Genomic DNA, 12638 nt, shown 5'->3' with positions numbered 1-12638 from the left:
GTATGAAGAAGATTATTATTGCAGGCTTAGGACCTGGTAGCCCAGAAGATATGACACCCGCCGTGATGGAGGCCGTGAAAGAAGCTGATATTGTGGTAGGCTATAAATACTATTTCCAGTTCATCAAACCATTCATCAAGCCTGAATGCGAATGCATTGACACGGGCATGAAGAAAGAGCGTGAACGAGCAGAGATGGCATTTAAGCTGGCAGAGCAGGGAAATACTGTTGTCGTCATCTCAAGTGGCGACGCTGGCATCTACGGTATGGCTCCACTCATCTACGAGATGAAACGAGAGCGTGTAACCAACGGACTTCCCGCTGACATCGAAGTAGTGTCTCTCCCTGGTATCTCCGCCTTTCAGAAAGCTGCATCCCTGCTTGGCGCCCCCATCGGGCATGACCTCTGTATCATCTCTCTTTCAGACCTCATGACACCGTGGGCGGTGATTGAACGCCGTATCAAGGCAGCTGCCATGGGCGATTTCGTCACCGCTATCTATAATCCCAAGTCGCATGGTCGCTATTGGCAGCTATACCGTCTGCAAGAGCTTTTCCTACAGGAACGCAGTGCCGGCACACCCGTAGGCTATGTCCGTCAGGCAGGACGTGAGGAACAAGAAGTGAAACTCACCACCCTCAGCGAGTTCGACCCTGAGGACATCGATATGTTTACCGTTGTTCTGATTGGTAATTCCCAGTCATATATCAACGACGGAAAATTCATCACGCCTCGTGGCTACTATCGTGAGGAGAAGCAGGAGGACATAAAGCCCGGTCAGTCTATCATGATGGAAAGTTTCCGAACGATACGTTCCGAGATGCAGCATCCTGATGTGCCTACATGGCGTCTATGGCCGTTGCTACACGCCATTCATACGACGGTAGACTTCGGCATGGAAGAGTGTCTTTGGATGGATGACCGTGCTACGGAGATATTATATAATAAGGTGGTTGACGGCAGTCTGAAACATATTGTCACCGACGTCACAATGGCTGCAAGCGGTATCCGTAAGGGGGCTTTGGAGCGACTGGGCATCGAGGTGCATTGTTACATCAACGACCCTCGTTCCAAGCAGATGGCAGACGAGAAAGGCATCACCCGCAGTCAGGCTTGCATGCAACTGGCAGCGGAGGAATATCCCGAGGCGCTCTATGTGGTAGGCAATGCGCCAACGGCACTTTTCGAGATTTGCGACTTGGTGCGTAAAGGCAAGATGCATCCCGTGGGAATCATTGCGGCACCAGTCGGTTTTGTGCATGTTTGCGAAAGTAAACATGCCGTCAAGACATTGAAGCAGATACCCAAGATGATTGTCGAGGGCCGCAAGGGCGGAAGCAATCTTGCCGCCACACTCTGCAACGCCATTCTGACCTTTGATGATGCCGCCCAACTGAAGCCTGGACGTGACCTGTAGAAAAAAAACAAAAAAAATATCAACTTCTTTGTAACAAGTTCTATGAAATACCCGTATGTATGATTAGAAGGGTCAATCAAAGAGGCCTTAAACATTAAAGATTAACAATTGAAAATTAAAAGTATTATGAAGTATTCATCTAAGACATTCAATCCTTTGAAGAGTATGAAGAAGTTGGCCATCTGCGTCATGTTGGTTTTCGTTTGCATCAATGCCAATGCCGAGTGCAAAGATTTCGACAAACTGGCTAAGATGGAAGGCGTGGAGTTCACACACATTAATAAAGATATCGTAAAACAAGCTTTTGAATCTGGCGAAGGCCTTCACCTTGGAGAAGCCATCAACATTGATGACGAAGATGGCATGATTCTTAAAAAAATAGCTGATGTCAAAGTGTTCAGACGCGAAGGAGCAGACAATATTGAATCGTTCAAGAAAGCAGCTCTGAAGGTGCTGAAAAGCAAGAAATGGAACTCACTGATGGATACGAAAAATGATGAAGGACAGATCGTAAAAATATATCAGGCAAAGAAAGGAGAACAATTCACAAACGTTGTACTGGCAATTCAAGATGGTGAAGCTGTACTGGTTGTCATCGACGGCACATTAGACCTGGCCAAGATGTTTAATGGAGGCTATGACGACGAAGAGGATGATGAGGAGGAGGATGAAGACGAAGAAGAAGAGGACTAATCCCAAAAGATGATATATGAAACAGATTCTTTTATCAATCATGATGCTGCTCTGCGTAGGGAATGCCTTCGGGCAGACACCTGCCAAGTTAATTGAGAAATACAAGGCTGTGCCTGGTGCGGTGTATGAGAATACAACAAATGAGAGTCTCAAGGGACTTGAAGAGGGGGATACCATCCTGTCTGCCGATGAAATCGCCAAACTGAAGAAACACTTCAAGAAGAGCGAACAGGTGCAAATCCAGAATGTCAGCGAGGAACAGTTGGCAGAAATCAACAAGGACATCAAAGCCCTGAAGAACTACGAACTGCTGTTCGAAACAGTCCGCAACGCTGGCTCTGAGAGTTTAGGAGATTCTGCTAATGTGGTTAAGCAAAAGATTTCTGATTTCCTGAATCCAACTGTCAAGATGCGATGCTACGGCAAGGTGGACGGCAAGATGGTCAGCGACCTGCTGATACGCCTCGACATTTGGAACACGGTAGCGCTCTCGTATATAGACACCAAGATCGACAGGGACGTCTGGATGAAGTTGCAGGAAAGAAGTAGTTTTTCTACCAGCGATGACGATGATGACGATGATGATAGCAGTGTGGACATGAAGGAGACCCTCAAAGATGTCGAAAAAGGTAACGTCCTCATTGTCATCAATGGCGAAGAGCATCCTGAACTTCACTCGACAAAGGAAGCTGAAGAATATATGAGGCAGCAACAAATCTCGTTCAACCACCAGAATTGGATTGTGGGCAAAGCTGTCAAGGAGAAATATCCACATACTAAGAAGAACGTGGTGATAGAATTCTCTCGCAATGATAAAGAGCAGAAATAGCCAATGGACGCACGGGAGTTCAAACAGCGGTATATGCCCCATCATCAGGTGCTCTATCGGGTAGCCTATCACCTGACGGGCAATGAACAGGATGCCGAAGACCTGCTTCAGGACCTATACCTGAAACTCTGGCAGAAGCGCGACGACCTGCCCGATGAGGCGATGAAGGAAGCTTATCTCGTGACAATGATACGACATCTGTTCGTAGATCAACGGCGATTGAAACACCTGGATGCCTCGGCAGAACTGAAGAATGAGGACGGGCCACCCGATGAACGGAGTCTCGATTATCAGATAGATGCCAGAGACGAGGCTCAAAAGATGGAGGGACTCATCAGTCAACTGCCTGAAAGGGAGGCACGAATCATTCAGATGCACCTGATGGACGACCGCTCATACGAGGAGATAGAGCAAGACACAGGACTCTCGCAAGGCAATATCCGCATCATCGTGATGCGAACGAAAAAGAAACTTAAGCAACAATTTCAAAATATCACGAAGACATGGACGAACTGAATCTGAAAACGTTAGAACAAATACCCATTCCCGAAGGATTGGAAGAGCGTCTGTCGGCTAAGATTGACGAATGGGAGAAAGAAGAGAAACAGCAGGAAACCAAACACCGCTCACTCTTCCCAAAAGCCCTGCGCTATACAGCTGCAGCAGCCAGTGTCGTCCTCGTTGTTGGTGTGGGAATTCATCTGCTGAGCCAGGATAAGTATATGGATCTGGCCGAACAAGACACTTACCAGGATCCCATGCAGGCAAAAATGGAAGCAGAACGCGCCCTCAACCTGCTGGCAATGAACCTCAACAAGGGTATGGGACATCTGGAAAAGGCGAAAGCCCTGAGCGATAAAACGGAACAAACATTAAATGAACAATTAAAGGTATTCGAATAACATGAAACAGACAATGATAAAATTCCTCCTTTGCGTGGTGGTGGCCCTAGGCAGTCTCAGCGCCCACGCACAGGTAAAGGCATTCGAGAAATATGCCGACACGAAGAACGTGACCTATGTCTTCATCTCAAAATATATGCTTGGCTTGGCAGGTAAGAGTGCCGGACTATCAGTTCCTGGTGTAGACGTTAAGAGCCTGTCCAACAAACTGTCGGGTATTCAGATTATCACCTCTGAGGACAATGCAGCTCAGAAGAAGCTGAAGAACGACGCAAAAGCCATCATCGCAAAAGAGAAATACGAATTGATGATGCAGATAAACGAGGACGACAACAAGGTAAACATCTATCACCATATAGGAAAACAACAGTCGGCTGTTGTCATGCTTGTAGAAGATGACGACCAGACAACGATCATGGTCTTCTCGGGTAAGTTCACACTCGAAGACGTGATGAAGATGACGCAAAACTAAGATGATATGGAGCGAGCGAGATTCATCATCATAGGTATCACAGATCATCCAGCACCATGGTTTCAACCAGAGGTGCTGGATGTTATACGTCATGGAAAAATCTTCTCAGGCGGCAAGCGGCATCACGACATCGTGGCGTCATTGCTGCCTGAAGGTGCAGAATGGATCGACATCACCGTGCCGCTGGATACTGTATTTGAAGCCTATCACCGTGCCGCTCACTTCTCCGAGGGGGCTCCCATCATCGTATTCGCCAGTGGCGACCCGCTTTTCTTTGGGTTCGCCAATACCATCAAGCGAAAGATGCCTGACGCAGAGATAGTGGTCTATCCCACTTTCAACTCCCTGCAACTCCTCGCTCATCGTCTTGTAATGCCCTATCACAACATGCGCATCGTATCCTTGACAGGACGTCCCTGGCCAGAGTTCGACCGCGCTCTCATAGAGCGGGCAGAGAAGATTGGCATCCTGACCGACAAGGAGCATACACCTGCCGCTATCGCACAACGAATGCTGGAGTATGGCTACAGGGACTACATCATGCATATCGGCGAGCACCTGGGCAACCCGCAACAGGAGAAGGTTAGTACACTCACTCTTGAGGAGGCATCCCAGCGCGAATTTACCATGCCTAACTGCGTGATTCTCTGCGGAAAAACCGCAGAGCACACGAGGACCTTCGGTATTCCTGATGCCAGTTTCTCCCTCCTTGACGGTCGCGAGAAGATGATTACCAAGATGCCCATCCGTCTTCTGACCCTTCAGGCTCTCGACCTGCCCCATCGCCACGTTCTATGGGATATCGGTGCCTGCACGGGCAGCATCAGTATCGAGGCCCGCCTACTGTTCCCGCATCTTCAGATTGAAGCTTTCGAGATCCGTCCTGAATGTGAAGCCATCATCCAGGAAAACGCCCGCCGCTTTGGTGCTCCAGGCATCAACATCCATATCGGCGACTTCCTCGATGCCACCACTCCTGCCACCACTCCAGCCACCACTCCTGCCACCACTCCAGCCACCACTCCCATCGTATCTACGATGGGTTCTCCGATGGGTTCTCCCGATGCAGTATTCATCGGCGGACATGGTGGTCACCTCAAGGAGATTATGGAAAAGGTGCTGACGGTACTTACAGATGACGGCATCATCGTCTTCAACAGCGTCACCTCTCCAAAAGTTCCCACCAATAGTCGTGCTCTATGGGACGAGGCCTGCCAAGACCTCGGACTCCAACAAGGGCGCCCCCTTCATATTCTACTCAACGACTATAATCCAATAGAGATACTAACAGCATTTAAATCAAATAAACTATGAAACAAGACATCGCCATCTATACCCTGACTTCCGAACTGCATGACGAGAAAGCTGTGACAACGATGACAATGGCTTTCCTTGAGAGTCTGGGAATAGAGTATCAGCTGAAAGGCACCGACTATAGCGACTATGGCAGTCACGCCCTCAACCTGATATATGTCCGCACTGGCGGCACCGAAGGAATCTTCCGTCGTCTGCTCCCTGAGTTACAAAACAAGAGTCAGCGTCCGTTCTACCTGCTGACATCTGGCAAGAGTAATTCACTCGCAGCCTCTATGGAGATTCTGTCTTTCCTGCGTCAAAACGACATCTGTGGTGAGATTATCCATGGCGACAGCGATTATATCACCCGTCGTATCCATCTGTTATCGAAGGTTGAAGAAGCCAAAAAGAAACTTTGCGGAACCCGTCTGGGTATCATCGGTGAACCTTCTGACTGGCTGATTTCCAGTCACGCAGACAAAGCAAAGGTAAAGGAGATGTTAGGAATAGAACTGATAGACATCCCCATGCAGGAACTGCTTGATGAAATTGGCGACACAAAGCAAATATACGAGACACTGAAGGTACTCATCAACAGATACCAGTTGCAAGGATTTACCCTAAGATGCTTTGACCTGCTCACCACCGTAAAGGATACTGGCTGCATGGCTTTAGCCAAGCTGAACAGCGAGGGTTATGTAGCTGGTTGCGAGGGCGACGTCCCCGCCATGCTATCCATGATGATTGTCCGCTCATTGTTGGACATCTCCGGCTTCCAAGCCAACCCCTCACGTATCAATCCAGAGACCGGCGAGATGCTCTTTGCTCATTGCACCATACCTCTTGACATGGTAGAGCATTATGAACTCGATACCCATTTCGAGTCGGGCATTGGAACAGGCATACGTGGCTATATGAAAGAAGGTCCCGTCACCATCTTCAAGGTCGCAGGCAACCTCTCACGTTCTTTCATCGCCGAAGGTGAACTAGTCCGTAATGAGGCCAAGCCAGACCTCTGTCGCACCCAACAGGTGATACGACTCTCAGACAAGAGTCTCACCACCAGTTATTTTCTCACGAATCCAATAGGCAACCATCATATCATCATGCCTGGACACTGCAAACAACTCTTAGAACACCTACTAAAATGAACAAAATAGCTATCATACAAATCAATGAGGCTGGTGAACCGATTACCACCCGCCTGCAAAAGAAATACCCCAAAGCCGAGATTATCAGTCGCGATTCCGTAGGGAGCAACTGGAAGGCATTCGACGCCTTCGTCTTCATCGGAGCCATGGGCATCTGCGTGCGAACCATTGCCCCGCTTATTGAGGACAAGCACAATGACCCTGCCGTGGTATGTATCGACAGTTTCGGTCAACATGTCATCGCTGTGCTATCCGGACATATAGGCGGTGCGAACGACCTGACACGAGACATCAGTGCTGCAATCGGTGGACAAGAGGTTATCACCACCCAGAGCGACAATGCAGGACTGTGGGCTCTCGACACATTTGAGAAACGTTTTAACTGGCCTATTGCCAGTGACATAGCAGACATGAACGACTGTATTTTTACATTTGTCAACCGTAAGCCTACAGCCTTACTACTTGAAATGCGTGACGAAGGCACCGACTATCTGGAACAGACCAAACCCGACCACGTGACCATCATCAATGATATCAGTGAAGCCGACCCGCAGAAATACGAACTTCTCATCATCGTATCTCCCTTCATCCACAATACTCCCAACAACATGCTCGAACTGCATTTCGTACCAATGGTGGGGACAATAGGTTTTGGATTGGCTCATCACCCTGACAACTTCGAGTGCATCTACGACGAGATTGATGAAGCCCTTGCACAGCGCGGCATTTTGCCCTGTACCTATCGCTATTGCACCATCGACGTCAAAAAGGATGAAGAATTCTGTGAATTACTCAGAGAGGAATACAACGAAGAAGTCGAATTCTTTACAGCCGAGGAACTTGCTGCCATCAAGGTGCCTACCCCCAGTGCCACCGTCGAAAAACATGTAGGCACTCCAAGCGTGTGCGAAGCAGCAGCAATCTTAGGCTCCAATCATGGACAACTCATCATTCCAAAGATCAAAGGTAAGAATTGGACGGCGGCTTTAGCCATCGACGAGAAATATCTTAGGCATAAACAGGGCCACATCGAGATTGTCGGTGCCGGACCTGGCGACCCCGATCTCATCAGTGTGCGCGGACGCAAGATGCTGGAACGCGCCGACCTCATTCTCTATGCCGGCTCGCTGGTGCCTAAGGCTTTGACGGAATGTCACAAACCAGGTGCCATTGTTCGTTCATCTGCAGATATGAACCTTGAAGAACAGTGCGCCCTGATGAAGGAACATTACGACAAGGGACACTCCATCGTTCGTCTGCATACGGGCGACCCCTGCATCTTCGGTGCCATACAGGAGCAGATGGCCTTCTTCGATGCCAACAATATGCACTATCATATCACCCCAGGTATCAGCAGTTTTTTGGCTGCAGCCGCAGAACTTAGGAGCCAGTTCACCATTCCTGAAAGGACGCAAACCATCATCCTGACCCGCGGCGAGGGGCACACACCCATGCCTGAGAAGGAGCAGCTGCACCTCTTAGCAAAAAGCCAGAGCACCATGTGCATATTCCTCTCGGCCGCCATCGTGGACGACGTGCAAAAGGAGTTACTGCAGGAATACCCGGAGGATACCCCCGTGGCCGCCTGCTATCACCTGACGTGGCCCGACCAGAAAATCTATCGCGGAGTATTGAAAGATCTTGCGAAAATCGTGCACGACAATCACCTGACGCTTACCACCATGCTCGTTGTCGGTGAGGCCATCGATAACCGTCAGGGACTATCGGAGTTATACAACAAACATTTTACTCATTTATTTAGGAAAGGTAACTGAGCATCTTCTTCGTGCAGACATGATACTAATATTTGGAGGAACAACAGAAGGACGCAAAGCTGCAGAGGTGCTCGAAGAGAGCGGCTCAGCATTCTATTATAGTACAAAAACGGGCGAACAAGACATCACGCTCCATCATGGTACAGTCATCAGCGGTGCGATGGACAAGAAGACGATGACGGCGTTTGTCAGCAAGCACGAGATACGTCTGATTATAGATGCCGCCCATCCATTCGCCTCTAAGTTACACGAAACGATAGGCAAAGTTTCCGCCGACTTACAAATACCCGTTGTGCGCTACGAGCGTATCTATCCGCCACGCGATTCCGACATCACATGGATTGACGACTACAGCGACCTCGACTATATACTCCCCTCCCTCAGCAGGGAGGGGCAGGGAGTGGGTCGGCTCCTCGCAACAACAGGCGCACAGAGCATCGGCAAGCTGAAACATCTGGAAGCTGAAGGGATAAAGGTCATTTATCGCATTCTTAACCGCGAAAGCAGCATCGTACTGGCTCACCAGCAAGGCGCCTCAGACAACCAGCTTTGCTATTACGATGACGGTGATATGCCCATTGCTGATACCATCCTGATGAAAGAGAGCGGCATCAGTGGTGGATTCATTGAGAAAGTAAATGAAGCACGTAGAAAAAACATGCGTATTATCGCCATCAAACGACCGGAGGGCTTCATGGCTCATGGGCTATGGTTCATGGTTAACGGTCCGCACGGACTAAGGAGGATGGTGGAAAAACTTCTGCCGGAGTTTTTCCCGCTGCACAGCGGACTAACCACAGGAACATGCGCCACAGCAGCCACCATCGCCGCCACCATTCGTCTCGTCAAAGGAGAGACACCTGCCGAGGTGCCCGTCCTGCTGCCCGATGGCGAGACCATCAACGTGTCCGTTGGTTATGCCGACGGCTACGCCTACTGCATCAAGGAGGCTGGCGATGACCCCGACGTTACAGACGGCATAGAGGTCCGCGCCAGTTGCCGACCCTACAGACCCACCCCCAGCCCCTCCCTGAATGGAGGGGAGTGGTTAGTCATTGAGGGCGGCGAGGGCATCGGTCGCTTCACCCTGCCTGGGTTTGATTTTCCCGTAGGCGAGCCTGCCATCAACAAGGGCCCGCGCGAGATGATTCGTCAGAACCTAGACAGTCTATTCACTCCCCTCCATTCAGGGAGGGGCTGGGGGTGGGTCTGTAGGCTTTCTGTCCCTGGCGGCGCCGAAATAGCCCGTCGTACCTTCAACCCGCGCCTAGGCATCGAGGGCGGTATCAGCATCATCGGTGTCAGCGGTATCGTCAAACCCTTCAGTGAAGAAGCTTTCATCGACAGTATCCGCAAGTGCATGACGGTAGCCAAAGCCAGTGGTTCCGACCGCGTGGTCATCAACAGCGGTGCCAAGAGTGAGCGCTTCCTCAAGGCCCTCTACCCCAGCCTGCCCCAACAAGCCTTTGTGCAATACGGAAACTATATCGGTGAGACGCTGCGCATGGCCGCAGAGCTCACCATCCCCAACATCACCCTGGGCGTCATGCTGGGTAAAGCCGTCAAACTGGCAGAAGGACAACTAGACACCCATAGTCGTAAAAGTACAATGAATATAGGCTTCATTCAGGAAATGCTGAACGAAGCCCATATAGAGATTTCTCTGGATAATATCACACTGGCAAGGGAGTTATGGGAAAGGATTCCAGAAGACCAGCTTCCGACCTTCTGCGATGTTGTCATCAGTCACTGTGAGACGTATTGCAGGCCCCTGCTACCCAACGGCGACCTCATCATCCTTCTGATTTCCGACGACGGAACAATACACTCGCGATGATAGGCGCGCCCACCAGTGCCGTGACGGAATTAACGGGCAGGGCACCCTCGAATCCCGGCATACGCGCAATCAGGTTGCACAACAACGCCAATGCGGCACCAGCCAACATGGTGGCAGGCATCAGCACACGATGATCACTGGTACGGAAGATGGCACGCGCCAAATGGGGAACAGCCAATCCTATAAACATCACAGGACCGCAATAAGCCGTAACGATAGCCACAAGCGTGCCCGAGCATACAATCAGAAGCAAACGGGTACGACGGATATCCAGTCCCAAGTTACTGGCATAGGCATCACCCAGCATATACAGATTCATGGCCTTCACCGTGAGCATACTCAACGGCAACAGGATACACATCAATATAACGAAAAGCATCATCTGGTCGCCAGACACACGGGCAAAGGAACCTAAGCCCCATACCACATAAGCACGGATATCCTCCTCGGCCGAGAAAAACTTCAGCACACCGATGATGGCTGTAGCCAGATAGCCAATCATCACACCAATAATCAGCAACGTCACACTGCTTCTCACCTTGGTTGCTACCCAAAGAATGAGACCCATCACAGCCAGGGCGCCAACAATTGCAGCTATACTGATAGCCACATCTCCCATGTAACCCAGTCGGCTCAAGGCTACGCCCCCAAGTGAACCAGACAGCAGTACCACACATGCTACGCCCAACGAGGCGCCATTGCTGATACCCAGCACCGAAGGGCCTGCCAGCGGATTGCGGAACACCGTCTGCATCTGCAGACCACTCACCGCCAATCCAGCACCTGCCACCAAAGCCGTCAAAGCTTGCGGCACACGCGAGGAGAATATAATATTTGTCCATATCTCATTGTCACCACCTCCCAGCAATATACGGCATACCTCTATCATGGGGATGCGCACCGTACCCAACAGCAGGTTGAGCACGAAGAACAACATGATACTCAGCAGCAGGATAAGCAACAACAACGGACGTCTCATTTCAGCATACGATAAAAAGTCGGTTCATAGTCAGCAGGCATCAATTCCGGATGGAAAATAGCCACCAGGTCACTCAGCAACACATCAGGCATCACAGGCGACTTCTCATAATAGGGTGTCTGCTTCATATTGCAATATATCACTTTCTTATCCTTGAAAGCCTTAAACAATTCATTACGAGGTTCACTGGCCTTCAGGGCATCATAGGAGAAGTCGCCCTCGTAACTGTTCAGAATGCGCCAATAGTCAGCATTGGCAGCAGCGGCATACATCTCCTCAAACTCAATATTCACGCCGCCCGTATCATCATTGTCAAAGACATACCGTGCACCGGCGTCACGGAAAATCTGAGCCAGCGAGTTCTTACCTCCCACAGCATACCAGTTGCCGCCGTGCATCTCACCACTGAAAACAGTTGGAGAACCTTCCCCAGCACCTCCCTGTGAGGGATGGGAGTTATTTGCCACCTTCTCTTTCAAGTCGTTGTAACGATGTTCGATGCCGGCGAAGATAGAATCAGCCTCATGTTCCTTGCCAATAAACATTCCTACAAAACGAATCCATTCCGCCTGACCGAGCGGGGTCAGTTCCTTATATCCCAGATGCGGAATAAGCGTGATACCCGTCTCCTTAATGGCATCATAGCCCCCACGCTTGAAGGGCGAGATAAAGATAACCTCCGGGTGAGCCGCAAGAATCAGTTCTGTGTCAAAGTTGCCCTCCATACCAATCTTCACCATGCGTCCATCCTTCACACGCTGACGAATATCCCGATTGAAGAGATTCTTCGTACCCGTGATGCCCCGTACAACATCAAGCGCATCAAGAGCCGTAAAGTTAGACAACTGCAACATGGTCATGACAAGCGTACGTTCAATGGGGACCTCCACTTTCGTATAGCCCTCCGGAACCTCGACATCCATACCCTTATCAACCAATGCAAAGTGATAACTCACAGGCATTTTTTCTTCATCATCCTGTGGGTCTGCCACATCAATCAGGCGGACGCCATTGTCAAGAACCTTGACGGAATAACCCTTTGCATAGCGGGGGGCCGCGCCCAGAGAATCTGCCTCCGTCAGTGCCAAGCCATTGGCACTATTCTTTCCACCGCCACAAGAAGAGGCGATGAGGGCAAAAACAATCACCAAAAAGGAAATATACGCTTTCATTATCATCAGTTTTTACAGAGCGCAAAGATACAACTTTTTTATGAATAATTTGGCTATCTCGACAAAAAGTATTACTTTTGCAGCCGCAAATACCACAAACACCACGAAAAAAAA

At 49.9% G+C, this 12638-nt stretch carries 12 protein-coding genes; 10 read left to right on the top strand and 2 right to left on the bottom strand.

Features of this window, described 5'->3' with window-relative positions:
- Nucleotides 1-2 precede the first annotated feature (2 nt).
- The 10 genes from cobJ to cbiD all read left to right on the top strand — a co-directional run bounded on the left by cobJ (nucleotide 3) and on the right by cbiD (nucleotide 10373).
- Complete coding sequence (gene cobJ / locus L6468_RS02895; RefSeq protein ID WP_237794994.1) at nucleotides 3-1418, top strand: precorrin-3B C(17)-methyltransferase; 1416 nt, start codon at nucleotides 3-5, stop codon at nucleotides 1416-1418.
- Between the two features lie 126 nt (nucleotides 1419-1544).
- A complete protein-coding gene (locus L6468_RS02890) occupies nucleotides 1545-2111 on the top strand; it encodes a DUF4252 domain-containing protein (RefSeq protein ID WP_237794992.1) in 567 nt (188 codons plus the stop codon).
- 16 nt (nucleotides 2112-2127) lie between these two features.
- Nucleotides 2128-2940, top strand: coding sequence for a hypothetical protein (locus L6468_RS02885; protein ID WP_237794991.1), 813 nt, complete (start codon nucleotides 2128-2130; stop codon nucleotides 2938-2940).
- A 3-nt stretch (nucleotides 2941-2943) separates the two neighbouring features.
- Nucleotides 2944-3456 carry an RNA polymerase sigma factor gene (locus L6468_RS02880; RefSeq protein WP_237794989.1) on the top strand — a complete coding sequence of 171 codons (513 nt, stop codon included), beginning with the start codon at nucleotides 2944-2946 and terminating at the stop codon, nucleotides 3454-3456.
- Nucleotides 3444-3842, top strand: coding sequence for a hypothetical protein (locus L6468_RS02875; protein ID WP_091815233.1), 399 nt, complete (start codon nucleotides 3444-3446; stop codon nucleotides 3840-3842). Before L6468_RS02880 ends, L6468_RS02875 begins: the two co-directional genes overlap by 13 nt.
- 1 nt (nucleotide 3843) lies before the next feature.
- The gene (locus L6468_RS02870; protein WP_091815235.1) at nucleotides 3844-4314 is read left to right on the top strand and encodes a DUF4252 domain-containing protein; all 471 of its coding nucleotides are present in this window, start codon (nucleotides 3844-3846) and stop codon (nucleotides 4312-4314) included.
- Between the two features lie 6 nt (nucleotides 4315-4320).
- Nucleotides 4321-5628, top strand: a complete 1308-nt coding sequence (gene cbiE / locus L6468_RS02865) for a precorrin-6y C5,15-methyltransferase (decarboxylating) subunit CbiE (RefSeq protein WP_237794987.1) — start codon at nucleotides 4321-4323, stop codon at nucleotides 5626-5628.
- Entirely contained in the window at nucleotides 5625-6761 is a 1137-nt protein-coding gene (locus L6468_RS02860) for a hypothetical protein (RefSeq protein ID WP_237794985.1), read from the top strand. The genes cbiE and L6468_RS02860 overlap by 4 nt, the downstream gene beginning before the upstream one ends.
- A complete protein-coding gene (cobM, locus tag L6468_RS02855) occupies nucleotides 6758-8536 on the top strand; it encodes a precorrin-4 C(11)-methyltransferase (protein WP_237794983.1) in 1779 nt (592 codons plus the stop codon). The genes L6468_RS02860 and cobM overlap by 4 nt, the downstream gene beginning before the upstream one ends.
- A gap of 19 nt (nucleotides 8537-8555) precedes the next feature.
- Nucleotides 8556-10373, top strand: a complete 1818-nt coding sequence (gene cbiD / locus L6468_RS02850) for a cobalt-precorrin-5B (C(1))-methyltransferase CbiD (protein ID WP_237794981.1) — start codon at nucleotides 8556-8558, stop codon at nucleotides 10371-10373.
- Here cbiD and L6468_RS02845 read toward each other — a convergent pair.
- Both L6468_RS02845 and L6468_RS02840 read right to left on the bottom strand, forming a co-directional pair.
- Nucleotides 10330-11352: an iron ABC transporter permease gene (locus tag L6468_RS02845; protein WP_091852260.1), complete on the bottom strand. Its 1023-nt coding sequence runs from the start codon at nucleotides 11350-11352 to the stop codon at nucleotides 10330-10332. The two genes, cbiD and L6468_RS02845, sit on opposite strands and share 44 nt — an antisense overlap.
- Nucleotides 11349-12524: an ABC transporter substrate-binding protein gene (locus L6468_RS02840; protein WP_237794974.1), complete on the bottom strand. Its 1176-nt coding sequence runs from the start codon at nucleotides 12522-12524 to the stop codon at nucleotides 11349-11351. Before L6468_RS02840 ends, L6468_RS02845 begins: the two co-directional genes overlap by 4 nt.
- Nucleotides 12525-12638 lie beyond the last annotated feature (114 nt).

This window comes from Prevotella communis (assembly GCF_022024115.1).
GTDB lineage: Bacteria > Bacteroidota > Bacteroidia > Bacteroidales > Bacteroidaceae > Prevotella > Prevotella communis.
This window is presented reverse-complemented; position numbering and strand designations above follow the sequence as displayed.

What these genes read in the sequence shown, in the direction of transcription:
- cbiE (WP_237794987.1), top strand. Translation starts at nt 4,321, where the DNA reads ATGGAGCGAGCGAGATTCATCATCATAGGTATCACAGATCATCCAGCA.
- L6468_RS02840 (WP_237794974.1), bottom strand. Translation starts at nt 12,524, where the DNA reads ATGAAAGCGTATATTTCCTTTTTGGTGATTGTTTTTGCCCTCATCGCC.
- L6468_RS02890 (WP_237794992.1), top strand. Translation starts at nt 1,545, where the DNA reads ATGAAGTATTCATCTAAGACATTCAATCCTTTGAAGAGTATGAAGAAG.
- L6468_RS02885 (WP_237794991.1), top strand. Translation starts at nt 2,128, where the DNA reads ATGAAACAGATTCTTTTATCAATCATGATGCTGCTCTGCGTAGGGAAT.
- L6468_RS02870 (WP_091815235.1), top strand. Translation starts at nt 3,844, where the DNA reads ATGAAACAGACAATGATAAAATTCCTCCTTTGCGTGGTGGTGGCCCTA.
- L6468_RS02875 (WP_091815233.1), top strand. Translation starts at nt 3,444, where the DNA reads ATGGACGAACTGAATCTGAAAACGTTAGAACAAATACCCATTCCCGAA.
- cbiD (WP_237794981.1), top strand. Translation starts at nt 8,556, where the DNA reads ATGATACTAATATTTGGAGGAACAACAGAAGGACGCAAAGCTGCAGAG.
- L6468_RS02860 (WP_237794985.1), top strand. Translation starts at nt 5,625, where the DNA reads ATGAAACAAGACATCGCCATCTATACCCTGACTTCCGAACTGCATGAC.
- cobJ (WP_237794994.1), top strand. Translation starts at nt 3, where the DNA reads ATGAAGAAGATTATTATTGCAGGCTTAGGACCTGGTAGCCCAGAAGAT.
- L6468_RS02845 (WP_091852260.1), bottom strand. Translation starts at nt 11,352, where the DNA reads ATGAGACGTCCGTTGTTGTTGCTTATCCTGCTGCTGAGTATCATGTTG.
- cobM (WP_237794983.1), top strand. Translation starts at nt 6,758, where the DNA reads ATGAACAAAATAGCTATCATACAAATCAATGAGGCTGGTGAACCGATT.
- L6468_RS02880 (WP_237794989.1), top strand. Translation starts at nt 2,944, where the DNA reads ATGGACGCACGGGAGTTCAAACAGCGGTATATGCCCCATCATCAGGTG.